The organism is Rhodococcus sp. P4_F3_2, from assembly GCF_056401335.1.
In genome coordinates this window covers 212,282-235,982 of sequence record NZ_JBFUJN010000001.1, presented here as the reverse complement: position 1 = coordinate 235,982, position 23,701 = coordinate 212,282, and the positions used below count along the sequence as shown (strand labels likewise).

22 protein-coding genes are annotated in these 23,701 nt (G+C 61.0%); 6 read left to right on the top strand and 16 right to left on the bottom strand.

Annotated features, from left to right (window positions below; translation table 11 throughout):
• The first annotated feature begins 1 nt into the window (after position 1).
• Both AC1DWA_RS01125 and AC1DWA_RS01120 read left to right on the top strand, forming a co-directional pair.
• Complete coding sequence (locus tag AC1DWA_RS01125; protein WP_477845704.1) at positions 2-820, top strand: ABC transporter permease; 819 nt, start codon at positions 2-4, stop codon at positions 818-820.
• A complete protein-coding gene (locus AC1DWA_RS01120; protein WP_019745161.1) occupies positions 817-1,812 on the top strand; it encodes a glycine betaine ABC transporter substrate-binding protein in 996 nt (331 codons plus the stop codon). The genes AC1DWA_RS01125 and AC1DWA_RS01120 overlap by 4 nt, the downstream gene beginning before the upstream one ends.
• Before the next feature lie 27 nt (positions 1,813-1,839).
• On the opposite strand, the gene AC1DWA_RS01115 is transcribed toward AC1DWA_RS01120, so the two are convergent.
• Both AC1DWA_RS01115 and AC1DWA_RS01110 read right to left on the bottom strand, forming a co-directional pair.
• Positions 1,840-2,616 carry a trans-aconitate 2-methyltransferase gene (locus AC1DWA_RS01115; RefSeq protein WP_477916441.1) on the bottom strand — a complete coding sequence of 259 codons (777 nt, stop codon included), beginning with the start codon at positions 2,614-2,616 and terminating at the stop codon, positions 1,840-1,842.
• Positions 2,617-2,660: 44 nt separating this feature from the next.
• Complete coding sequence (locus AC1DWA_RS01110) at positions 2,661-3,707, bottom strand: phosphatidylinositol-specific phospholipase C domain-containing protein (RefSeq protein WP_477845703.1); 1,047 nt, start codon at positions 3,705-3,707, stop codon at positions 2,661-2,663.
• Between the two features lie 192 nt (positions 3,708-3,899).
• Here AC1DWA_RS01110 and AC1DWA_RS01105 point away from each other — a divergent pair, with 192 nt between their 5' ends.
• Positions 3,900-5,423 carry an acyl-CoA synthetase gene (locus AC1DWA_RS01105; protein ID WP_477845702.1) on the top strand — a complete coding sequence of 508 codons (1,524 nt, stop codon included), beginning with the start codon at positions 3,900-3,902 and terminating at the stop codon, positions 5,421-5,423.
• A 19-nt stretch (positions 5,424-5,442) separates the two neighbouring features.
• Here the strand turns inward: AC1DWA_RS01105 and AC1DWA_RS01100 are convergent, their stop codons facing one another.
• The 4 genes from AC1DWA_RS01100 to AC1DWA_RS01085 form a co-directional block, all read right to left on the bottom strand.
• Complete coding sequence (locus AC1DWA_RS01100) at positions 5,443-6,507, bottom strand: acyl-CoA dehydrogenase family protein (RefSeq protein ID WP_477845701.1); 1,065 nt, start codon at positions 6,505-6,507, stop codon at positions 5,443-5,445.
• Complete coding sequence (locus AC1DWA_RS01095) at positions 6,504-7,247, bottom strand: acyl-CoA dehydrogenase family protein (RefSeq protein WP_477845700.1); 744 nt, start codon at positions 7,245-7,247, stop codon at positions 6,504-6,506. Before AC1DWA_RS01095 ends, AC1DWA_RS01100 begins: the two co-directional genes overlap by 4 nt.
• Complete coding sequence (locus AC1DWA_RS01090; RefSeq protein WP_477845699.1) at positions 7,244-7,654, bottom strand: acyl-CoA dehydrogenase family protein; 411 nt, start codon at positions 7,652-7,654, stop codon at positions 7,244-7,246. Before AC1DWA_RS01090 ends, AC1DWA_RS01095 begins: the two co-directional genes overlap by 4 nt.
• Before the next feature lie 124 nt (positions 7,655-7,778).
• On the bottom strand, positions 7,779-8,333 hold the full coding sequence (locus tag AC1DWA_RS01085; protein ID WP_097386929.1) for a TetR/AcrR family transcriptional regulator: 555 nt from the start codon (positions 8,331-8,333) through the stop codon (positions 7,779-7,781).
• Positions 8,334-8,518: 185 nt separating this feature from the next.
• Here AC1DWA_RS01085 and AC1DWA_RS01080 point away from each other — a divergent pair, with 185 nt between their 5' ends.
• A complete protein-coding gene (locus AC1DWA_RS01080) occupies positions 8,519-9,742 on the top strand; it encodes a cytochrome P450 (protein ID WP_020970698.1) in 1,224 nt (407 codons plus the stop codon).
• 6 nt (positions 9,743-9,748) lie between these two features.
• On the opposite strand, the gene AC1DWA_RS01075 is transcribed toward AC1DWA_RS01080, so the two are convergent.
• The 10 genes from AC1DWA_RS01075 to AC1DWA_RS01030 all read right to left on the bottom strand — a co-directional run bounded on the left by AC1DWA_RS01075 (position 9,749) and on the right by AC1DWA_RS01030 (position 21,240).
• Positions 9,749-11,134 carry a lipase family protein gene (locus AC1DWA_RS01075; RefSeq protein ID WP_477845698.1) on the bottom strand — a complete coding sequence of 462 codons (1,386 nt, stop codon included), beginning with the start codon at positions 11,132-11,134 and terminating at the stop codon, positions 9,749-9,751.
• Positions 11,134-12,417, bottom strand: coding sequence for a hypothetical protein (locus AC1DWA_RS01070; RefSeq protein WP_477916440.1), 1,284 nt, complete (start codon positions 12,415-12,417; stop codon positions 11,134-11,136). The genes AC1DWA_RS01075 and AC1DWA_RS01070 overlap by 1 nt, the downstream gene beginning before the upstream one ends.
• A 1,070-nt stretch (positions 12,418-13,487) precedes the next feature.
• Positions 13,488-14,105, bottom strand: a complete 618-nt coding sequence (locus AC1DWA_RS01065; protein WP_192804820.1) for an alternate-type signal peptide domain-containing protein — start codon at positions 14,103-14,105, stop codon at positions 13,488-13,490.
• A 41-nt stretch (positions 14,106-14,146) separates the two neighbouring features.
• Positions 14,147-15,838, bottom strand: a complete 1,692-nt coding sequence (locus tag AC1DWA_RS01060) for a signal peptidase I (RefSeq protein ID WP_477916439.1) — start codon at positions 15,836-15,838, stop codon at positions 14,147-14,149.
• 7 nt (positions 15,839-15,845) lie between these two features.
• Positions 15,846-16,442, bottom strand: coding sequence for a SipW-dependent-type signal peptide-containing protein (locus tag AC1DWA_RS01055; RefSeq protein ID WP_060938034.1), 597 nt, complete (start codon positions 16,440-16,442; stop codon positions 15,846-15,848).
• A complete protein-coding gene (locus AC1DWA_RS01050; RefSeq protein ID WP_024488237.1) occupies positions 16,435-17,070 on the bottom strand; it encodes a signal peptidase I in 636 nt (211 codons plus the stop codon). Before AC1DWA_RS01050 ends, AC1DWA_RS01055 begins: the two co-directional genes overlap by 8 nt.
• Positions 17,067-17,621, bottom strand: a complete 555-nt coding sequence (locus AC1DWA_RS01045) for a hypothetical protein (protein ID WP_029256184.1) — start codon at positions 17,619-17,621, stop codon at positions 17,067-17,069. The genes AC1DWA_RS01050 and AC1DWA_RS01045 overlap by 4 nt, the downstream gene beginning before the upstream one ends.
• 3 nt (positions 17,622-17,624) lie before the next feature.
• Positions 17,625-18,176, bottom strand: coding sequence for an alternate-type signal peptide domain-containing protein (locus AC1DWA_RS01040; protein ID WP_024488239.1), 552 nt, complete (start codon positions 18,174-18,176; stop codon positions 17,625-17,627).
• A 512-nt stretch (positions 18,177-18,688) separates the two neighbouring features.
• On the bottom strand, positions 18,689-20,284 hold the full coding sequence (locus AC1DWA_RS01035; RefSeq protein WP_477916438.1) for an amidohydrolase: 1,596 nt from the start codon (positions 20,282-20,284) through the stop codon (positions 18,689-18,691).
• Positions 20,281-21,240: a DMT family transporter gene (locus AC1DWA_RS01030; protein WP_020970706.1), complete on the bottom strand. Its 960-nt coding sequence runs from the start codon at positions 21,238-21,240 to the stop codon at positions 20,281-20,283. Before AC1DWA_RS01030 ends, AC1DWA_RS01035 begins: the two co-directional genes overlap by 4 nt.
• Positions 21,241-21,291: 51 nt before the next feature.
• On the opposite strand from AC1DWA_RS01030, the gene AC1DWA_RS01025 reads away from it, so the two are divergent.
• Positions 21,292-21,849, top strand: coding sequence for a TetR/AcrR family transcriptional regulator (locus AC1DWA_RS01025; protein WP_003940110.1), 558 nt, complete (start codon positions 21,292-21,294; stop codon positions 21,847-21,849).
• A 208-nt stretch (positions 21,850-22,057) separates the two neighbouring features.
• Complete coding sequence (locus AC1DWA_RS01020) at positions 22,058-23,698, top strand: ABC-F family ATP-binding cassette domain-containing protein (protein WP_477916437.1); 1,641 nt, start codon at positions 22,058-22,060, stop codon at positions 23,696-23,698.
• The last annotated feature ends 3 nt before the right edge of the window (positions 23,699-23,701 follow it).

Below are 23,701 nucleotides of genomic sequence, written 5' to 3'. Positions count from 1 at the left end.
CATGACTGCCACGACAGAGGAGCCCGTCTCCGCGCCTGAGATGGAACCGGACGCCCCCGATCTGGGTGCGGCCGAGAACGCCGCCACACGCCGTGCGGAACGGATGCGACTGTATGTGCAACCGGTCATCGTCCTGATCCTGGTTGCGGGCGTGTTGATCTGGGCATTCAGCCGAGATCTCAACGCGACGCAGAAGGCGAGCATCAATCTCGACAACATCGTCACACTGACCTGGCAGCACGTACTGATCACGGCCGCCGTGGTCATCATCGTCGTCGCCATCGCGGTTCCACTCGGAACCCTGCTGACCAGGCCGAAATTCACCCGATTGGCACCGTTCTTCGTGGGAATAGCCAACATCGGAGCCGCAGCGCCCGCCATCGGCCTGCTCGTGCTGTTCTATCTCGCAACAAGAACGACGGGCTTCTGGATAGGCGTATTTCCCATCGCGTTCTATTCGCTGCTCCCGGTCCTGCGCAACACAATCCTCGGCTACCAGCAAGTGGACAAGACCTTGATCGATGCCGGGCGCGGGCAGGGAATGTCTTCGCTCACGGTCCTGCGTCAACTCGAATTCCCGATGGCCGTCCCGTACATCCTTGCAGGACTGCGTACTTCGCTCGTTCTGGCAGTCGGCACCGCGACGCTGTGCTTCCTGGTCAGTGCCGGCGGGCTCGGCATTCTGATCGACACCGGATACAAGCTCCGCGACAACGTCACCCTCGTGGTCGGTGCGGTACTGGCGGTGTCGTTGGCCTTGTTGATCGACTGGCTCGGCGCGCTCGCCGAAACTTATCTCGGGCCCAAGGGATTACGATGACCAAGACTTCGATCACCAGAACGTGGGGCTGGAAAGTCGCGGTTGCCACGATCGGCCTCACACTTGTCGCTTCGTGTGGCCTCGAGTCCGGTGGCGCACTGCCCCTGGCTGTCGGCCCCGGCAGCATCGAGCCGGTTCCCGAGCTCGAGGGTGTGAAGATGACCGTCGGCTCCAAGGACTTCACCGAGCAGATCGTGCTCGGATACGTCATCGAATTCGCGATGGCCGCTGCGGGCGCAGATGTTCGAGATCTCACGAACATCCAGGGCTCGAACAGCACCCGTGACGCACAGTTGAACGGGCAGATCGACCTTGCGTACGAGTACACCGGGACCGGCTGGATCAACTACCTCGGCAACGAGACTCCTCTTCCCGATTCGCAGGCGCAGTTCGAGGCCGTCCGTGATGCGGACCTTGCTGCGAACGACATGGTGTGGACCGATCCGGCGCCGATGAACAATACGTATGCATTGGCGATGAGCAAGGAGACCGCTGAGAAGACCGGCGTCAAGACGGTTTCCGACTACGCGAAGTTGGTCGAATCCGATCCCGGCGCCGCGGTGACGTGCGTCGAGACCGAGTTCAACGTCCGCCAGGACGGATACCCCGGCCTGGCAGCGAAATACGGTTTCGACGCCTCGCGTGCCCAGCGCCAGATCCTGCAGACCGGCATCATCTACCAGGCGACAGCCGACAGCGATCAGTGCAAGTTCGGCGAGGTGTTCACCACCGACGGTCGCATCATCGCACTCGATCTCGTTCTGCTCGAAGACGATCTGCAGTTCTTCCCGAAATACAATCCGGCATTGGTCATGAAAAAGGACTTCGCGGAAGCACATCCGGAGGTTGCCGAAGTCATGGCGCCGATCTCGGAGAAACTGACCAACGAGGTGATGACCGAGCTCAACCGGCAGGTCGACGTCGACGGCAAGGAGCCGGCGGACGTGGCTCGCGACTGGCTGGTCTCGGAAGGCTTTGTCACCGCTGAGTGATCGGCGGACCGCAGCACAGCCGAGTAGTTACCGCTTGCGTCCCACGCAGAACACCCGCCGGAACGGAAACAGCGTTCCGGCGGCTGTTGCGGGATACGCCTCCCGCAGCAGATCCGAATACTGGCGCTCGAACTCCGGAGCGTCGGCCTCGCCGAGAACGTCCAGCACCGGCCGAAGTCYAGTCCCTCGAACCCATCCGAGCACCGGATCAGCACCGGCCAGCACGTGTACGTACGTCGTCTCCCAGGCGTCGACGTCGAATCCGTGCTCCTGCAGACGCTGCGCGTACGCAACCGGACTGTCGACGCCTTCCGGGCCGCGTAGGACGCCGCCCAGTCGCTCGCTCCATTCCGCGGACTCCGCGAGGCTTCGCATGAGCGCATGTGACGGTGCATCGAAGTTTCCCGGAACCTGCCACGCCAGCCACGACCCGGATGCCAGGGTGTCCGCCCACTGGTCGATCAGCTCGCGGTGGCTCGGAACCCACTGCAATGCAGCGTTACTGACGACCACGTCGTAACCCGTGGCATCGAAGGACATGATGTCCCCCAACTCGACGGTGACGTTTCCCGGTAGGTCTGTCGGGGCCTGCGCCACCATTTCGGGAGACGAGTCGAATCCGGATACCGAGGCGTCCGGCCATCGTTCCCCCAGCATCGCGGTCAAGCTACCTGATCCGCAGCCGAGGTCGGCTACCCGCGTCGGGTCTTCGGTCGCCACCCGTGACACCAGGTCCACGAACGGGCGTGACCGCTCACCCGAATAGCGGCCGTAGACTTCGGGATTCCACGTGACAGTGCGCATGAACCCATCCTGCACCCTGTTCCTGAGAATTGCCGCCCTCTAGATCACCGACGCGGCACCACGGTGGACAGTACGTTCGGCAACCTCGACCAGTCCGCGGTGATGTAACTTGCGTGATCACCCGCCAACCGGTCGAGACGCTCGCTCGCCTCGACCTCGGTGGCATGCGCACCGTCGATCTGTGGAGCGACCTTGTGCGCGTCGGTCATGACGAGCAGGTAGCCACGATCGTGGTACCACTGCGGATCCACAACGCCCGAGGTGTAATCGAGGGCGTCGCCGTCGAAGATCACGAACCACGGGCGGATGCCCGGGTCGGCGTAACGGTCGATTCGTGGGTCTCCCGGTGACGCCCGGTGAACAGCGGGAAAGGCGGCGCCGAGTTGGACGAGTCCGGCAGCGGACAGATCTCGCAAGTGCGTCGCGTACTGCCGGTCGGTCCACTCCGTGTCGAGCGGGTTTCCCTCCTCGATCGTTCCCGGAATCAGCTCGAACAGAAATTTGCCGCTCATCTCGGACATGGTCGGCCATCCACGGTCGGTGACGGCGGCATCCGGGGTCGAGTAGGACTCACCCATCAGATCGGATGGAGTGAAGACCGCGTCGCCGAGAGTCCCGAGGATCAAGGCGTCGAGATCGGCAGGTCCGCGTCCGTAGCCGGTGGTGAAACCGTCCTTGAGTTCCAACTTGATCATCACCGGAGGATGCTCGGGGTCGGCTTCGTGCCACGCCCGCATATCTGCCAGGCATCCGCGCAGTCCCTGATCTCGCTGACCGCTTCGCAACCCGGATGCGTCCTGCGCACCGACGCAGTTGCTGTCACTCGCCACCGGATTCATGTGCGAGACACGCCAGTCCGGACCACCGCCGTTGGTCCACAGATCCAATTCGAGCAGCGAGGCCCCGGAGTCCAAAGCGTCGGCGAAGTACGGAAACGTCGCCTTCTCGTAGGAATTGTGGACGCCGACGGACGTGGTCTCGGAGAACGAGCGAGCTCGGTCCGCAGTCGCCTCGGCACCGGCAGTGGGAGCCGAGACGACCGAGACGATGGCCGTGAATGCACTCACACCGGCTACCAGAATTCCACGCATGTTCGACACTCTCGCAGAAATGACGCCGTCGCAGGACGGAATCGGAAGAGGCAACTGGACGAACGTCCTAGACGGCATCGAGGGTGAGGCGCGGTCTCAGGCGGTGAGTGAAGGAAATTATCAGGCAAATAGCATCATGGCTGGAACTGATCCGAGTCGGAGCACTCGGCCAACACCCGCAGAAGGAATCGCATGCAGCTGACTCAATTCGTTCACCGATCCCTGCGAGCATCACCCGATGCGGTGATGACGATCTTCGACGGCCGGCTGCGCACGTGCCGGGAATCGGTGGACCGGACGAGCAGACTCGCCGGAGGGTTTCAGACTTTGGGCCTGCGCACCGGTGGCAGAGTCGCAATCTTGGCATCGAACTCCGACTACTACCACGAGGCGCTCCTGGCCTGCTGGTGGTTCGGAGCAGTGGCCAGTCCGGTCAATTCTCGCTGGAGCACGGCGGAAATCACGTACGCCCTGGAAGATTCAGGATCGACGGTATTACTCGTGGACGAGAACTTTGCTTCCGTCGGATCTACCCTTCGCGAGGCGTGTCCAGGCCTGACCACTGTCGTCTACTGCGGCAGCGGCCCGGTTCGCGACGGAATGCTCGACTATGAACGGGTGATCGCGGAGGCGACTCCGGTCGACGATCTGCGCGTCGGCGGCGACACGCTGGCACTACTCCTCTACACCGGCGGGACCACCGGAGTGCCGAAAGGCGTGATGATCAGTCATCAAGCGCTGATGACCTCGGCGCTTGGTACTCTCGCGGCAGGCAGCGTGGCTGTCAGCAACGGAACGAACCTCGCGATCAACCCTCTGTTTCACATCGCCGGGATAGTCGGATGGTTGGCTCAGTCGCTGATGGGTGGCACCCAGGTGTTCATGCCGAACTTCAGCCCACGCACGTTCCTCGAGGCCGTTGATCGCCATCGCCCGACAACTGTGGGTCTGGTGCCGACGATGCTTCAGATGTTGGTCGACTACGAAGACTCGACCACCTATGACTTGTCCAGCGTCAGGATCCTGAGATACGGCGCCTCGCCCATTTCGCCGACGCTTCTCGAACGAGTCATGCAAATGTTCCCCAACAGCTCGTTTGTGCAGGGCTACGGGATGACTGAAACCGCGCACATCAGCATGCTGAGCCCGGCTGATCACCTCGAAGGTGGTGATCTCCTCCGCAGCGCCGGTCGAGTACTGCCGCACTGCGAGGTGAAAATCGTCGACCCGACCGGCGCGGAACTCCCACCCGGCGAGGTGGGCGAAATCGTCACGTTCGGCAGCCACGTCATGCTCGGATACTGGAACAAACCGAAAGAGACCGCAGAAGTGCTCCGCGACGGGTGGATGCATACCGGCGACGCCGGATACCTCGACGCCCGCGGTTACCTGTTCATCGTCGATCGCATCAAGGACATGATCGTCACCGGTGGCGAGAACGTCTACTCCACCGAGGTCGAAAACGCTCTGGCACAACATGAATCCGTCGCGTCCTGTGCCGTGATCGGCCTGCCCGATACCCAGTGGGGCGAGCGTGTCCATGCCGTAGTCGTCCTTCGGCATGGTTTCGACGCCGACGCCGACGAACTGCGCGCTCACGTGAAAACGCTGATCGCCGGTTACAAATCTCCGCGTACCTTCCAATTCGTCGATGCATTGCCACTGTCGGCAGCGGGCAAGATACTGAAGCGCGATCTTCGTTGCAACCCAACGTAATCCTCTACGACAGTCAGGATTACAGCTGCAATGTCGGTTCTGGATCAGTGATCAAGCGGTGCAGTGACGGCGATGCAGCTACGGCCTCTCCCAGTTGCGTGGCGCTCGCGATTTCGTCGCCGAACTCCGATCGCCAGGCATGCAGTCGTCGGGTGAGTTGTTGCAAGCGGTATTCGCGGGTCATGCCGATCGCACCGTGTGCCTGGTGGGCGGCGCGCACGCTCGCGAGCGCATTCTGCGAAACCACCAATTTGGTTGCACACACTTCGAAGTCGGCGTCGCGCCGGGTGAGCGCGTGCGCCGTGCGATCCACGGCCAGTGTGGACATCGATGCCATCTGTGCGAGGGTGACGATATGCTGCTGGACGGCTTGGAATTGCGTGATGGGCCTGCCGAACTGCACCCGCTCCGACACGTAGCGCCGGGTCAACGTCGACACCGACTCCATCGCTCCCGACATCTGCACCGAGCGCAAGAACGCGCCGAGCCTGCTGAGAATCCGCGGGTCGACCAAGTTGTCGCCATCGACAATCCGCGCTTCTGCGAACGTCAGGCTCTGACGCGGTTGCCCGGCAAGATCCGTCCCTCCACTGATCTCGGCGTCGGAGATGTTCAGGAGTACAACGCGATCACCGAGAACTGCTGCCAGCACTGATGCGGCGCTACCCCACGGCACATCGTGAAAGGTGCCCGACAGGAAACCGTCGTTGGTGCGACGCACATCGTCGCGCTGCGATCCCGGCGCGACGGTTGCGATTCCGGAGGGCACCGGTAGCCCGGCCGCTGCTGCCAGCCTGCCCGCGAGGTACGTCTCGGCGAGCGGCAACGGCGCAGCGTGCCTCGCCGCCGCGCGCTGGACAGTCACGGCGTCGAGGAGCGAGCCACCGGAACCACCAACGGATTCGGGAAGACCGACCAGTGGCAACCCCAGTTCGACTGCCGCGCTCCATAATCCGGTGGGCAGACCGCCCATCTCCGCCTGCGCTACCACCTCGGTGCCGGACTTCTCGGCGAAAAATTGCTCTACCATCGATTCGAGGTCGGCGTCGAATGTGTACGCGTTGATCTCTGACCCCGAATTCATCGGTTCAATCCTTTCACGATCACGGTGCGGAGAATTTCGTTGGTGCCACCGCGAATCGACCACGACGGCGCCACCAGCACGGCCCGTGCGAGCAGTGACTCGTACGGGTCGTCGGAGGCAAGGTCTGGAGCCCGGCCGAGGTGCCGTGCCACGGTGGCAACACAGTCCTGTTCGAAGCGTGTTGCCATTTCCTTGATCAGCGCGGCCTCCGTGACCGGCGAGCGACCGGAGTCGACCATTCGTGCAATGGACAGCGACATCCCACGAAAAGCCCAGCAGCGCGCCGTAATCGAGCCCAGATCGGCGAGGGCAGAGGGACCGCCCATCGCCGCCTGGTTGGCTGCCCAGTTCTCGAGGACCGGCATCAGCGACATCCAACGGTCGACGCCACCTCGCTCGAGTGCGAGTTCACCGGTGTTTTGTCCCCAGCCCGCTCCGACGCCTCCGAGGCGACGCGAGTCCGGCACGAAAACGTCCTGGAACGACACCTCGCAGAAGTCCTCGCTTCCGTCGATGAACGGAATGGGTGAGACGGTCAGGCCCTCGCTGTCGCGATCGACGATCAGCTGAGTGAGTCCGTTGTGCTTGTCTGCCGAGGTTCGAAGCAGAGCGAGTATGTGTGTGGCATGGAAGGCACCGGTGGTCCAGATCTTGGTGCCGTTGACTTTCCAGCCACCATCAACACGTTCGGCGCGAGTGCGTACCGATGCCAGGTCCGAACCCGAGTCGGGTTCACTCATCCCGGTATCGAGAACGAGAACTCACCGCTCGCGATACCGGGAAGGAAGTACCGCTTCTGTTCTTCCGTGCCGTTGGCGGCGATGCTCGGACCCGACTGTCTGTCTCCGATCCAGTGATAGCCGACCGGCGCTCCCCGCGCGAGAAGTTCTTCGACGACGACCAATCGATCCACTGCTGACCGTCCGCCCCCGCCGTATTCCTTCGGCAGTGACATTCCGAGCCACCCACGGCTACCGAGATCTCGCGAGAACGCCGGATCCACAGCCCCGGACATCCCGAGTCCGAGGGGGTAGCTGCCCGGGGTTAGCCGCTTGTCGAGGTACTCCCGCACTTCGGCCTGAAGCGCGAGTTCCTCGATCGTCAGTTCTGTTGCGTCGAAACGCATGGACGTACTGCGTACCACCATCGTGACTTTCTCCTTCGCGGCAGCGGACAGGCTTCAGGGTACCGAGCCGAGGAACGAATGCATGAACCGAACCGTCTGCAGCAGCGACCGACCCGCCGCACTGTTCACGAACACGGAACCCTGCTCAGGAGCAGACGAACGACTCGACCATCCGTCGTTCGTCTGCCCTGTCGGCCAGTGGCCACGCCAACAGCATCAACACGATCCGAACCACCCACTGCGACTGTTGACCTTCGGGATCCAATCCAGCAAGTTCGAGTGCAGTACGCGGTAGCAACGGAGAAGACACGAGATACTCGTCGATACCGTTGGCCCGCGCCGCCGCAAGGCCATGGCTCATGGCGGCGTCGGCTCTGATCGCGTCGACGGCGACGAGGATCGACTCCACGATCCGCTCGTCGCCGCGCAGTGATTCGACGGCAGCCGCAACCTGGCTCGCCACGGACGCCGCACCTCGCGACAACAACCCCTCACGGATCGCGGACTTGCCACCCACGTAGCGGTAGAGCGTCGCCCGCGAACAGCCTGCGCGCGAAGCGACGTCGTCGGCACTGAACCGATCGAATCCCTGTTCTCGAATCAGCTCTGCTGCAGCCGCGAAGATGCGCTCGGTTGCGAGTTCACGGCGGTTACCGCCGGCCAACCAGTCGGCGGCGCGGCGCTCGTTCACACCGGTCACTCTCCGTCACCTCGTCTCATCTCGAGACAGATTCAATCAGAAATCTCAACGCTACGGAAGGCCGCGAGCCTCTGACCTGGGAGAAGTACGAGGGGGTTGAAGTGCGTTAGATTCTCTCAAAATGCCAGTTCAGAGGCATTTCCCACCTGTTGACTTCTCCTCGACGGCCGTGAAATCTTCCATTCGTGACACCACCGACGCTGGACATCAACCCCTTCCTCCCGTCGAATATCGACGACCCTTACCCGCTCTACGACGTACTCCGGCGCGAGCACCCCGTGTATCGAATACCCGATACCGACTTCTATCTGGTGTCGACGTGGGAACTTGTCACCGAAGCCGTTTCCCGTACCGAGGACTTCTCCTCCAACCTCACCGGCGTACTGGTTCGAACACCGGACGGATCGGCCGTGACGTTCGACATGAACGGCGGCGGGCAAGCCGTTCATGTCCTCGCGACCGCCGACGAACCCGACCATCAGCACCATCGCAAACTTGTCCTGCCGACACTGGTCGCCAAACGCATACGAGCACTCGAGCCGACGATGCTCGAGTACACGCAGCAGTTGTGGGACAACGGCTTCGACGGTCGACAGATCGAATGGGTCACGTCGGTAGCGGACACACTGCCGCTGCAGATGGTTGCCACACTGATCGGCCTGCCGGCACACGACGTCCCCCAATTGCTGGCGTGGTCTTACGACAGCACCGAACTTCTCAGCGGCATCGTGACGGCGGAACGGTTGACAGACGTCGTCACCTCGGCGGCCGAGCTCACCGGGTACCTCTACGGCAAGTTTCGTGAGGCGCGGACAAACCCGGTCGACGATCTACTCGGAGACCTCGTCCACTGCTGTGACGCAGGCGAACTCAGCGAAGACGTGGCCGTGCTGATGCTGGTGCAACTCGTCGGTGCGGGTGGCGAATCAACCGCCGGACTGATCGCCAACTCTGCACGGCTACTCGCCGAGCGCCCCGAGATACAGACGCAGCTGCGCGAGGACCCTCTACTCGTGAGCGCATTCCTGGAGGAGACGCTCAGACTCGAGTCGCCTTTTCGCGGACACCACCGACATGTCAATGCGGACACAACACTCGGCGGTGTGGCGCTCCCCGCCGGCAGTCATCTCATACTGCTGTGGGGCTCGGCGAACCGCGACCCGGAGTCGTTCGCCGAGCCACACGCGATGAACCTCGACCGGGCCAATCTCCGAGCGCATTTCGCCTTCGGCAAGGGAGCACATTTCTGTGTCGGGGCCGCGCTGGCCAGACTGGAAGCAAAGACCGCCATCGGTGTACTTCTCGAAAACAGTTCGCATGTCACAGTCGATTCCGAATTCCCGCCACGTTGGGTCCCCAGCATGTTCGTACGCCGCCATCAGAGTTTGCGTCTCGCTGTCACCGGATAGTTTCACTCAGTTGTCGAAATTGTGGGCAATCCAATCGATTGTCTGCATTCCGAACAGGTCTGTCCCCCAACCGTATGGATCCGCGAATGCGCGATCCATACTGCAGTCGGTGGGCTGATAGCTCACGTCCGTCCCTCGGCTTCTGTACGTGTCCGCCAGTTCTCGCGCATCAGCTGCCGGTACAAGTGACATCGGGGAGTCGTCCTTTGCGCACGAAGTTATCAATACCTTCGACGCCGGAGCGCCGTGGCCCAATACGTTGTCGTCGTACGCACGCTGGAAGCTGGGTTCTGTGATCGGATCGATTCCCGGCGCGAAAAGGCTTGCCAACGGTACGAACGGAAGCGTGAAGTACGCCGGCATCTGGCACTCACCCCGGTACACGTCGGCAATCACTCGGCCCACGGGATTGAGCTTGTCGTTCAACTTCATCTCGGGATACCACGGTTCGAGACCGAGGAGCGTCGCAAATCCGAAGCCCGCGCCGACCGAGGAATCTGTTGTCTCCATGAATGTTCGGGGCTTGATCACCATGCCCTCGAGGACTGTCGAGACGATATCGAGTTCCGGCGCGTAGGACTGCGCAGATTCTGCGGCGAATGCCGAACCGACTCCACCACCAGCGATTCCGAACAACGCAATCTCCGCCTCCGGATTCAGCTCGGAATCCTGCAGCTGAAATGCTGCGCGCACTGCATCCAACTGGGCGTGCCCGGCGAACTTACCCGCGAAGACACCGTGGGGATCACGGTCTCCGTTGTTCCCGACGTCGGAAATCACTACGGCATAGCCTTTTCCGAACATCAGCGCCAGTGGACCCAAGGCCGACCAGGAGGCGCCGTCCAGCGGATCGCCGCCGGTCCAGTGTGAACTCGGATGACAGTAGCCGCCGACGCTGTCGTTGGCCTCCTGATAGCTGATGATCTTCTTCTCCGACGCCGGCGTTCCGTCGATCGGGATCATCATGATTCCAGTGCTCACTACCGGCGTCGAACCGTCGATTCCGGTTGTGACATACATGATCTTGTAGGCGTCGAGCTGTCCCGGTCTGTATCCGGTGAACAGTACATCCACCTTCTTCGACTTCAGGAGATCACCGGGACGCTCGGCGCCGGTCAACACCGGCTCGTCGTAAAACGGATCATCGGCGGTGAGAGCAGTGAAGATCTCCTCTTCGGATGCGAACTCCCCTGAACTGAGAGCACCGACGGTGAACCCGTTGAATACCTCTCCCAGAGTTGGGGTGTCGGTCCGAAACTCCTCGGATACAGGAGTTTGCACGTCTTTCGGGACATCATTGTCCGGCACCTCAGCTCCGGCCGTTGCTGGCAGGACCAGCGCAACGGTCAGCGCTACCAGCGGCGCCAACCTTCGGAATGTCGCCGACGACATCACTGAACCGTCACTTTCAAACTGGAGAGGGCCGATTCGAGAGTTTGTGGGAGGGTCATCATCGGGCGGTGGCTCTCCAATTGAATTTCGTAGGGAACACTCAATGTGGCTACGAGCCGTGGCCAATCTTCTTCGACCATCGCTCGGTACTTCGGCAATAGCTGTGAGGTGATGTAGTCCCACCGGTCCTCGTACACCGACCAGTTCCAATCCGGCAGCGGCATCGTCACGTTCGCGGTGCGTCCGTCGGCGAGTGTCGTCGTGAACTCGAGGGGCCGGAACGAGCGAGGCGGGACCACGCCGGCGACCGAGGGCGAGCCGGCAACGGTCGATGCGTAGGTGATCGCTTCTCCCACATCACCTTTGTAGGCGCGCACGGTATCCCACTGGTCGCGGATGATCACCCCTTGCTCACGTTGGAGCAGCGCAACGTTCCCCAGTGCGATCCGATTCGAATCACTGGACGCGACATCACGCCAGGCGTCCATGACATCCTTGCCGAATAGTCCGGCACTCTGCATTTCCTCCAGTGCAGGAAGCCCTTCATCCACGTATGCCTGATGCATCGGCATCAGATCCGAGAAGATGTTCTTCTGCATCACCAGGATCATCCCCAGCAAATAATCCAAGTCGTCCGCCGTGACGTTCCTGCCCACCGCCGCGAGTGCGCGCAGCCCTGCCGGCAATTGGTTCAGCGCCTGCACGCCAACCTGATCCGTGACCTGAGAAACTATCGAATTGGCAACCTGCTGGAGAYTCGGAAACGAGTACACGTCCGCCATCAGTTCGAAGTCGATCAGTCCCCCGCCGAAGTCTGCGCCTACCTGTCCGCCCATGCCCGCCCACTGCAATTCCGGGTGCCCGAGTTGCAGATCCTCGTAGTAGCGGTACGACTTCACCAGGTTGGTGCGATTAGCCGACACTCCGGCGCGCGGGTTCCACGATGAGAGATCGATTCCGGCGGCTTCCGTGGCAGCGACCAATCGATACTGAAACAGCAAGGCCGCATAGGATTCCGGACTGCGACCACTGGCGCGGGCTTCTTCCATAAGGGCTTGCAAGGTGCCGAGATCAGTCGGCAACGCGGGATGGACACCGCCCGGACCGTGTTCGGCATTCCGATTCACCAAAGGCAAGTTCACATACTCGTCCAGTTCGGACGCCGAGGCTGATGTCTGGACCGACAGCAACGCGGACATCGCCAGCGCACATGCCGCCGTGGCTGCCAATACGTCGCGCGCCCAACGACGTCGCCGAACTACGGCCCCCAGGTTTAACCGCATATCGGTCCTCGTACTCAGGTCGGCAATCGCCCCGATCGATTGCCGAATTCATACTTACTTTGCAGTAAGATAGCTGAATCTGTAAGAAATACCAAATGCCGAATCAACATCTACACAGCGACTGAAGCCATTGCAGATGAGAATCCTTTACCCCGCATGGCCGGCATCGAAACCCACTCGACAAGCGATCAACCAGCTATCCGCGCTCCCAATCTGCGGCTCACATCCGCTCCGATCACAGTTCATTTTCAGCTGCCTCCCAGTAGATTCGTCAGACTTCCGAAAATTGTTGCACAACATACAGTTAGCTCTCACAACTCGTCACGCTCGGACGTTTGTCCGACTAGAATTCGGAGTTATGAAAACTATCAGTTACTCATCTCGAAAGCCTGGTGCGCTATGGAGCACAGTCATTGGGATACTCACGGCCCTCGTACTTGCACTGGTGGGCGGAGCGCTGATGCCGTCGCTCGCTCACGCAGCGGACGGTGAGAGTGGAATCATCGAGTACTCCGCGGACTACTCGACCTGGGGAGATACTTCCAAAATCGTCTGGAGCACAGACATACTCATCCCGGGTGGGACCAACACAACCACATTTTACGTCCGAAACGCATCGGACCGCGCAGGTGAGGCACACTTCTACGTCGGAGATTACGAAATCAGCGACGGCATGGAAGCATTCCTTCGTGTCGACGTAAACGGCGTCGCCGGCAATCCGCTCACCGTCACCGGCAATGCCGCCACACCAAGGACCCAGTTGAACTCGGTCCACCTCGCACCGGGCCAAAGTGCCAAGGTTGCCTTCGTCATCGGAATGCCCTTCGAAGCAGGGAATTCGTCGCAGAACGGCAGTATTACGCCGAACTGGAGTGTAGACCTCACGCTTGATTCCACCGATACACCCGTCACGCCCGGCGGAACCGGATCACTCGATTTCGGTTCCCTGAATTTGGGGTCGGCGAGCTTCGGTTCACTCGACACCGGATCAGTAAAGACCGGATCTGCCAGCTCCGGATCCCCCCCCCCCACTTCTGAACAGCTATTACTCTGGCGTCGACCGCGCCTTATCATGCAGGTATCTGCACCAGATTCACGTCGAATCGCGCCAAGTTCAACGACTGATCCATTGACAACGCTGTCGCGGAATCCTTGTCGAAGGTGAAACGTATTGCCACATCGACGATCTTGCCGTCCTTCGACGTACTGACCACAGTTCCGTCCGCACCGACCGGCACTGGTACACCATCGAGCTTGACTTCCGTGACCGGCTTCAGCTGGGCAACCAGAGCAGCTCCGCCGGAGACACCCAGATCACTGGTCGACAGCTTTGCCTTCATTTCAGTTCCCTTGATCTCCAACGCGAAACTGGCGTGATAGGTCAGAACGTCGCCCGGCACGACAACCATTGTCGAAAGATCGATCGGACCGTTCTGATCCGTCCATGTTGGTGCAGTGACGGTTTTCAGCGCCAACGAACCGGATTCGACCGGAGTAGTCACGACAGGGGTAGTCGTAGCCGGAACGGAAGTGGTCGTGGTGGGCTTGCCGCCGCCTGAGGAACCCAGCGAGCCGGTATCAGCACAGCCCGTCAGGAATGCCGCTCCGCCGAGTACGACCAGCGATACCCCGATCATTCTGGTACGTCTCGCGTTCCATCGACTTGCGGGAACGATACGATCATTCATCCGAACTCTCCCGTCCCCGAATTCCCTCTGTTCTTTATTCATCACTTCTGCCCGTCGATCCAGGCAGCGATCTCTGCGGGAGCTTCGCCGGAGGGGTTCTTCTCCGCGACACCCGTTGCGGCATTGACTCGATAAATGTTGGGGCCGTCCACGATCCACAGGTCGTCTGCGTCGGACTGCCACATCACGGTCGCCGTGGCGCTCACCGGTGTGCTCGACACCGCCGTACCCGAACTGTCGGTGACCACCACCGCGACGCTGGCACCGTCCTGCATCAACGCTGCGCTGTACCCGGTCAGCGATGTCTCCGCCGCACCCAATGCCACCGGCACTTCCTTCGTGGTCGTGCTGGTTGTCGTGGTTGCATCCGTTGTCGTCGTTGCATCCGTTGTCGTTGTCGGAGTTGTCGACTGAGTCGTAGTGCTGGTCGAGGTCTCCGTTGTTGTGGTGGGACCGGTCGTGGTTGTCACGTCAGCCGTAGTGGGAGCCGTCGTCGACGTGCCTGTCGTTGTCGGCGTACTGGACGTGGTGGTCTCGGCAGCCGTCGCGGTTGTCGGAGCAACTCCGCGAGCAAGCTGCTCAGTTTCAGCGACAGCCGCGCCGGCGATCGAGCCTGCCTCACCTTGGCAATAGATGCTTGTCTGAGACGCAGGTTGGCGTAGGTTCCACCCTCGCCAGTCCGTTGACGATTCGCCCGTGATTCGGTTGATCGTGTAGATGCGAAGCGTGTACGTGTATGAGTTGAAAACGCTGTAACCAGCATCTGTGTAGTAGATAGTGGATGAGACCTGGGTTCCTACTGCGGCACCGACACCGGGATCGTATCCCCATGTTTTCATCAACGAGTTTCCGTTGTAGTACCGCGCCTCGTAGCGATATTGGGGGCCTATGTGACTCCACTTAACAGTGGACGATTGAGAGCCACCTATGCCGTTTGTCGTGCAACTGACGCTGCTCGTTGCAGGATTGATCTTCCCGCTCACGGTAATGGCACCACTCGTTGCGACGGCAGTGTCTGTGAAAGCCGCTGCGGTGCCGCTCACCTGCGTAACACCGATCAGTGCAAAGGCCGAGACACCGAGAACCGCAAGCTTTCGGAGCGAGAACGCCGAGCGATGTCCGCCTGTCCCGCTGCTCGAAGAAACCATCGGAAACTCCATCGTTGCAGCAGCTTCCGTGTCCACACTGCCAACTCCTCCACTCGGACCGTCATCCGAATCCTTGCGGCGAGAGTTGGGCCGGAAGGCAATGATCACCAATCCGCCGACCAACGCTCCGCCGAGGAAGATCGCGAGTGGGCTGGAGAGCCAAGCAATTGCGTAGCCCAGGCCCCCGACGCTGAAGAAAATGCGGTCGGCTTCGGTGATGAAGTAGGGCTCCACGTCTGGCTTGGCATTTGCGTCGCCCTTGAGAGTCACCGTGACGGAGTTACCAGCCTGCTGGTCAAGTTCGTACACGCGGTGTGTGATGCGCGTGCCCTGTCCGTTGACGACGCTTACGACGTCGCCCACTGAGAGGTCGGTGGCGGGCACGGTTCGAGCCAATGCCAAGGAGCCAGTGGTGATTTCGGGAGACATCGAACCCGAACGAAAGACGAGCGGCTTGATGCCGAACAGCATCGATGCCGCGGCGGCGAGAACACAGATGAGTCCAGCCACCGCCCCTATTGTCAGCGCGAGTTCGCGACCGGCACGTGCCGATCTCGAACTGCCGAGAGTTGTGTGATCAGACATGGTCACCTCAGGCCGTCGTCGCCGCGAACTGGAATGAAACATTGATCGACTTGTTCTGTTGTGCCGAAAGCACTCCCGTATCGAGCGCAACCTTGAAGCACAGAGTCTCAGAACCTGTATTCGCAGCCAACTGACGTCCTGTTGTGATGATCGGAGTCGCGGCAGTCGTCGACAAGCCGACCGGGCCGGCAATCGGGGTTGTGCAACTCTGATCGAGAACAGTCACCTTCATAAACGGGGCAAGCGCGGCCTCGCCTGTTGCGGTTGCTGCCATGGTGTATTTGAACTGTGCCGCGCCAGTGTTCTGTACAGGCAGAGTTGCCGTGACACTGTCGCCGGGCATCATGCCCGTCTTGGTCAACGCGGTGAAGCCGTAAGCAGTCGGATCTCCCGGGTCACCGTTGAGCTTCATCTCGATCGAACCGGTGCTGAATACGCCGGAAGTCGCTGTAGCGTTGTCAGTCCACGCAGCAAGAGTGCCAACGGCACCGAGGCCCAGGACAATTCCCACCGACATGATCGCGCGTGCGCGGCCGCTGGTTGCGCCCCGGACCAGACGTGTACCGAGCGAGGCGGGCGCCTGCTGCTCCTCGTGCTTAGACATGGCTGTGCCTTTCTTGCTGCTCAACTCGAGGCGCCGGCGCACTCGGTTCGGAAGGTTGGGGGTCTGCAGACGCAGAACGTCGCCGGGTACGGTCACGGACCGATCCGACGAACATGAACACGGCATAGATCGACAGTGCGCCGACGACAACCGTCAGCATCACCGAGCGCATCTGCCCCGTGATGGCGTTGTATACGTACCCGATGTACGGCACGCTGTACCACACCTTGCCGCGAATCTGCTCCGGTACAACGGGATTCTGATCCGCTATCGGATTTGCATCGCCTTGTGTGACGAAGGTGAGATCACCAGCGGAGTTGAGTCGCACCATCGTGATTCGGTGCGTAACCACATCGGGCTTCCCCGACTCGATTTGGTAGGTGATCGCATCACCAGCCTGCAATTGGGCAGCGTCCTGCGGTTTCACCACGATAAGGGTGCCGGGTGGATAGGTGGGCTGCATCGAGCCGGTCAACACAGTGAAGGGCGTCGACCCCGTCAAACGTGGAACAACGACCGTCGACAACAGAATCGCCAGAACACCCAGCAGCAGAGCCCACGAGACAATATTGCGGATCCACCACCAGGCGCCGGTTCTCTGATCAGAACCCTTCACTGCGTGCGTCATACCGACTCCGCTTCGAATGAGAAGTGCACGCTCGTGGAGACACCAGAAGCAACGTCAGGACCGACAGTGCCACGCAGGCACAAGATATCGGTACCGCCGGCAGCGACAGTGCGCCATCCCGGAGCTGTCGGTACCTGAGCACCGACCATGGGCCCGTCGTAGATCGCGGTGCCGGCAGCTGTGCCTTGGGCGGGGCAACCGGCCTCTGAAGTCACTGGCGTCACCGCGAGTGAGAGCGGAACATCAGCGGAAGACTGCGCGACGTTCTGGATCCGGTAATTGAGAGGAACATTTCCGGAGTTGTGAACTGTCAACGGAGCCTGTGCATATGCGTTGGGGAACATACCGGTGGCGCCCAGAGCAGTGAAGTCGTAACTGCTCTGGCCGCTACCGGCACTGCCCACCGTCAGGTCGAGGATCCCGGACTGGATCGTGCCACCGGACAGTGTTTCAGCGGCCGTCCACCGCGCGCTGGTCTGCTGCACCGATACAAAGATCAGTCCGATGACCAGCGCGGCGGCAGTTGCCCACCAACGGTAGTGCTTACGCAAGCCTTAGGCCTGATCGAGAGTGACGTTGAAGTTCGTCAGATCGACCTGGCTGTCCTGCGAACTGTTGGTTGCTGGAGCCTTCGTGAAGTCGAAGACAACATTCACGCTGACGACGTTGTCGTTGTTCGCGGAAGTGATGACAACGCCTGTTCCGTTCGTCGGCAACGGAGTCGCTCCGACCGTCGCCGTCGTGACCGGAGCCATCTCGGCCTTCAGCGTGCCGGTTCCCGTGATCGTCGAAGCATCCGCCTTGAGCGTCGCGCTCAGATTGTTGCCCACAGCACCGATCTTGACGGAGCCGGAGTAGGTGAGGACGTCGCCAGGCGAAACCTTGAATGTGCTGATGGTGACGGGGGCCGCGGTACCACCGTTGACAGCTGCGTTCGAAACCGTCCACGACGGGGTTCCTTCGGTCGTCAGCGTCAGCTTGCCCGAAGAAATAGTGCCGCCGTTCAGAGGCGCGTTTGCGTTCCACGCCGCCATGGTTCCCGCGCCACCGGCGAGGAGAAGTGCTGCTGCACCGGCCGCGACTGCGCCCTTGGTTGCCTTGTTCATGGACACTCTTTTCGTCTGGTCCCCGTGGCGGGGAGCTTGCAGGGTGAGAAAGCTGGTCGGATCCAGTCATGTGCGCCCTGGTACGGGCAGAGGGTTTCGTTCATCCGTGGTCAGTGAGGGGTCGTAGCGGTAAGTGCAGAGCGAGAGCGTGTTGCGGAAAGATTGCGAGCCGTTCTCGCGAACGGGCCATTCCTCTCTCGTGCTGTCGACGTCCGCTTGCGTCGTTTAGATTTTTACCACACGTATCAGTAATTTTTGGCGAAAAGCTGGTCGAATGTCCAGAAGATTGTTGAAACCTGAACTTGACTACAGAATCGCCTCTCACCTGGACTATTGGAAAAACCTAGCGCTTTGTTGCAACCCGTTTGCTGAAGTAACCTTCGTCCAGATGGTCCTTGGCGTCCGAAAATGAACTGAAACAGGTTCTACAAACTTTTGGTTTGTTTTGGAAATTGTTCGACTGCCGCTACTTCGAAAGCAGCGACAATCGAGCAACAACTAAGGCGGAGGCCCTACGCCTCGAAGACGGTCTCACCGCCGACAACCGTGCGCAGGACCGACAGTTCGTTCAATTCCCGAGAAGCGCTCCGCAACGGATCTCCGTCGAGCACAACAAAATCCGCCAAAAGTCCCACCGCTATCCGACCTTTGTCCGATGACTCACCGGTGAGACGGGCGGCAGCGCTTGTGTAACCGGCCAACGCATCGGACGCGGAAACCCGTTGCTCTGCACCCAGAACATGACCTTCTCGCGTCACACGGTGTACGGCTGTGTTCATCGTGAAGAGCGGGTTCACGGGAGTGACAGGGCAGTCGCAATGCAGCGCGTAGGCAAGCCCCGCCGCCACGACCGACGCCACGGGGCTGATCCGCTCGCCACGACCCGGTCCGAGGAACCGATCACGGTGCCGGTCGCCCCAGTAGTAGACGTGGTTCACGAAGATCGACGCCACCACCCCGAGTTCGACCATCCGCACGATCTGATCTTCCCGCAACGTCTGAACGTGCTCGAGTCGATGCGAAACTTCGACGTCCGGGTGTGCCGTCCGTGCCGCTGCAATTGCGTCCAGTGCAAAATCGATGGCTTGATCACCGTTGGTATGAATCGCAACCTGCCGGCCGGCAGCGTGATGTTCCGCGACGAGCACCCCGAGTGCACCTGCCGGGATTGCYATTCCGCCGCAGTGGCATCCGCCCAGATCGTGGTACGGCTCGGTCAGCGCAGCGGTGTGCAACTGAATCGACCCGTCCGAAATGAGTTTGACGCCGCCCACACGAACTCGATCTGTCGAATCGGCGAGTTCGCCCAATTGATCGTGAACCCCGTGGCCGAGGTAGAGGCGCGCACGCAGCCTCAAGTCACCATCAGCGTCGAGTTGCCGGTACGCCTCGTACATCTCGGCTGTGACGTACATGTCGTGAAAACTTGTCACGCCCACCGAAGCCATGACTTCCTGCGCCCGCAGCATCGCGATCTTGGACGCATCCGGGTTCATATCCGGAACAAGTCCGTGCACCAGAGACATTGCCGGAACCTCGCACAGTTCACCGGTGGGTACACCGTCACTGTCCCGAACGATGACACCACCCTCCGGATCGACCGTGGTGGCATCGATCCCGGCCTTCTCCAGTGCGACCGAGTTGACATAGATCCCGTGAGCAGACAAGTGCCGCACCAGAATCGGATGCTCGGTGGATGCCTTGTCCAGATCAGCTGCGGTCAGACCTCGATCTTCCGCCACGAGGCTGTCGTCGAAGCCCCACGCTTCTATGGGCTCGCCAACTGGTGTGATCGCGGCCCGTGCGGCCAACGCCGTGATCAACTGCTCGATGGTCGGGCACGCACTCGTCGTTGCGTCGACCCCACTGAGCATCAAACCCCACATCATCGGATGAAGGTGCGTCTCGATGAACCCCGGAACAACCACCGCTCCGGCGAGATCGACAACGGAGGTTTCGGAATCGGTCAGCGCCGAGATCTCGGCATCAGTTCCGAGGGCGACAAATCTGCCGTCCTTGACTGCCACAGCGGTCGCGTTATCGCTGACAGCACCGTCCATGGTCCTGATCTCGCCGTTGATGTAGATGTGGTCAGCCACCGGTGTCATACGCTTGTCTCCATTCGTTTTCCGACTACAGTCGTCGAGGACTTCTTCGCAGGTATCCGCGTCGCCACAACCACTCCGGCCAAAATCATTCCGGCACCTGCAAGTTGGACGAGAGTTGGGGTCTGCGCAAGCATCACCGCGCCGAACAGCAGTGCCGACGCCGATTGCAACACCAGGCTGGCGGCGACTGCACTGGCAGGCAGACGCTGACTGGCGCTGGCCACCAGGAGCCACCCGATCACCTGAGATACCAACGCGAGCAGGACAAGCCAGCCTTGAGCTACGAGCGAAGGCGTCAGATCCAAAGTTCCACTCACGAGGCCGTATGCACCTGCAGTGAGGGCAGTGGCTCCCGTCGAGACGAACATCGGCAGAGCCGTTCTACCCGCCGCCCGAGTAGCCAGACCCATCAGGAAGATGTAGACCGCGTAGGCGCCTGCGGCGATCACGGCAAACGACACTCCGACAGCAGGATTCGCCCCGGTGAGCGTTGTGCTCGTCCCGGCTACCAGAGCAACTCCGACGAAGAGCAACGGAAGGCTGGCGACCAGTTCCCGGCCGATCCGTTGGCGCAGAACAACGTAGCCGAGGATTGCGACGAACAGCACTTGCAAATTCAGGATCACAGTCGAAAGACCTGCCCCGATCGAATGAATCGACTCGTGCCAGAGCACAAGATCGATTCCGAGGAACGCGCCGGCAAGCAATGACTTCACGATCCAGGGCGCCGAGATCGAAGACCGGGATGACCGACGACGCTGAACGAGCACGAGTATGCCGAGAGGGATGAGCGCATAGAGACACCGAAAGAAGGCACCCGTCGACGGAGACACTCCTGAGAGTTCATAGAGCACCGAGGTCAACCCGAGGATGCATGCACCGGTGACGACTACGCGCAGGTCACGACGGCGTAGTTGATCGCCGGACGGCACGCGTGGCGATACTTCATCACTCATGGTGATAATGTATCACCGACGCAAAGCCTGTCATACAGGGAAGATGCGTGCATGAGAACTCCGGTTACCCGTGAACGCGTGATCGCTGCCGCAGCCGACCTGGTCGACAGCAAAGGCGCCGACGCTCTGGTACTGAGTCAACTCGCCGAGACCCTCGACGTCCGGCAGTCAGCCCTGTACAAACACGTCGACGGGGTCGACGACGTCCACCATCAACTCAGCCTCCTCGCACGCAACCTTCTCGCCGAACAACTGCGTGCCGCCGCGGTTGGTCTCTCGCGCGACGACGCCGTCATGGCGCTCGCAGACGCATGGCGTGCCTTCGTCCGGGTGCACCCCGGGCTCTACGCCATCACCGACCGCTACCCCACTGCTCCGCATCCCGATCTGGTCTCCGCCGTGGGCGAGGTGGTAGACGTCATCAACAAGGTGATCGCGGGATACGGTCTGAGCCCGGATGATTCGGAGCAGGCGGCGTGGTCTCTTCGTAGCGCGCTGCACGGTTTCTGCATCCTCGAATCGGTAGAGGGTCAACCGGCCGGCACCGACCCGGATCGGGTGTACCGAAGACTGGTCGAACTTCTCTGCGCCGGTATTGCTCGTATGTAAATACCGGCTCCTGTTATCGTCGGATGAAACGACACAGACCAAAAAGGATCAGACATGGTTGGTGAACTCGACATCTCCGGATAAAACCGGGCATGACGGCCACCGGCAGACGCCTCGGAGCGCTGCCGTAGTGGCCATGTTGTCGTTCACTTACCCGACTTTTTGCGGAGCAGCGTTGCCGCGCCCGCACGACACCTGAGGTCTATTCATGTCCGATACCTACATCGTTTGCTCGAATCTGTCTTTTGCCTGGCCGGACGACACTCCGGTCTTCGACGAATTGTCCTTCAGCGTGCCCGGTGGCCGAACCGGGCTGGTTGCCCAGAACGGCGTCGGGAAAAGCACTCTGCTCAGATTGATCGCCGGTCAACTCCGCCCACGCGCCGGCAGTGTGTCCGTCGACGGCGTTCTCGGATACCTTCCGCAAGACCTTCCACTGACGGGCGATCTGACCGTTGCCGAGGTCTTGGGCATCGCCCCGACGTTCGCTGCGTTGGACGCCGTCGAATCCGGGGACACACGAGAAGAACACTTCACGACAATCGGGTCCGACTGGGATATCGAGGAACGAACGCGTGCCCAACTCGGTCGACTCGGTTTGGCCGACATGACGTTCGATCGTCGCCTCGACACTCTGAGCGGCGGGCAGGTCGTCTCGCTCGGACTGGCAGCTCAACTCCTGCGACGCCCCGATGTCCTTCTCCTCGACGAACCCACCAACAACCTCGACCTGGACGCGCGCCGCAGGCTTTACGACGTTCTCGACGACTGGAATGGTTGTCTGTTGGTAGTCAGTCACGATCGAGGACTACTCGACCGCATGGACCGCATCGCCGAACTTCACAGCGGCGAGATCAGCTTCTACGGTGGCAATTTCACCGACTACGAAGCCGCGGCACGCTCTGCTCGCGAAGTGGCGGAGAAGAACATCCGCAACGCCGAGCAGGACGTCAAACGCGAGAAGCGCGAACTGCAGCAGGCCCGAGAACGCGCTTCACGACGCGCAAGTAACGCTGCCCGCAATCTCGGGAACGCGGGCTTGCCCAAGATCTTTGCGGGGACCATGAAGCGCAATGCTCAGGAGTCGGCCGGCAAGGCGAACGAGACACACCTCGCCCGGGTCGACGCGGCAAAGGACCGACTCGACAGAGCGGGCCGCGCTCTTCGAGACGACCAGACGATTTCGCTCGAACTGCCAGGCACTCACGTACCCGCCGGACGCATGGTGTTCCTTGGTGAGCGAATGCAATTCGCGTTCGGCGATCGTGAGATCTTCGCCGACCCCGGCATTGACCTGGCCATTCGAGGACCGGAGCGTATCGCGTTGACCGGGCCGAACGGCGTCGGAAAGTCGACGCTACTTCGCATCGTCAACGGGGATGTTGCGCCGACTTCCGGTGAGGTCAAACGAGCCGACGGTCGGGTGGCATATCTGTCGCAGAGGCTCGACCTACTCGACCCCGCACGCACCGTCGCCGAGAACTTTGCATTGTCGGCTCCAGGCCTTCCGGCCCCGGAACGCATGAACATCCTGGCGCGCTTTCTCTTTCGGGGTGCGGGTGCTCACCTACCCGTCGCTGCGCTCTCGGGCGGTGAACGATTGCGGGCTACGTTGGCGTGCGTTCTCTTCGCCGATCCGGCTCCGCAACTTCTGCTTCTCGACGAGCCGACCAACAACCTCGACTTGGTGAGCGTCGCGCAACTCGAAAGCGCTCTGAACRCGTACCAGGGGGCGTTCGTGGTGGTCAGCCACGACGAGAGATTCCTGGCCGAGGTCAAGGTCGAACGCTGGCTGAGGCTCTCGGACGGCCGTTTGACCGAGGTCGCCGCACCGGACGCAGTGGGCTGACAC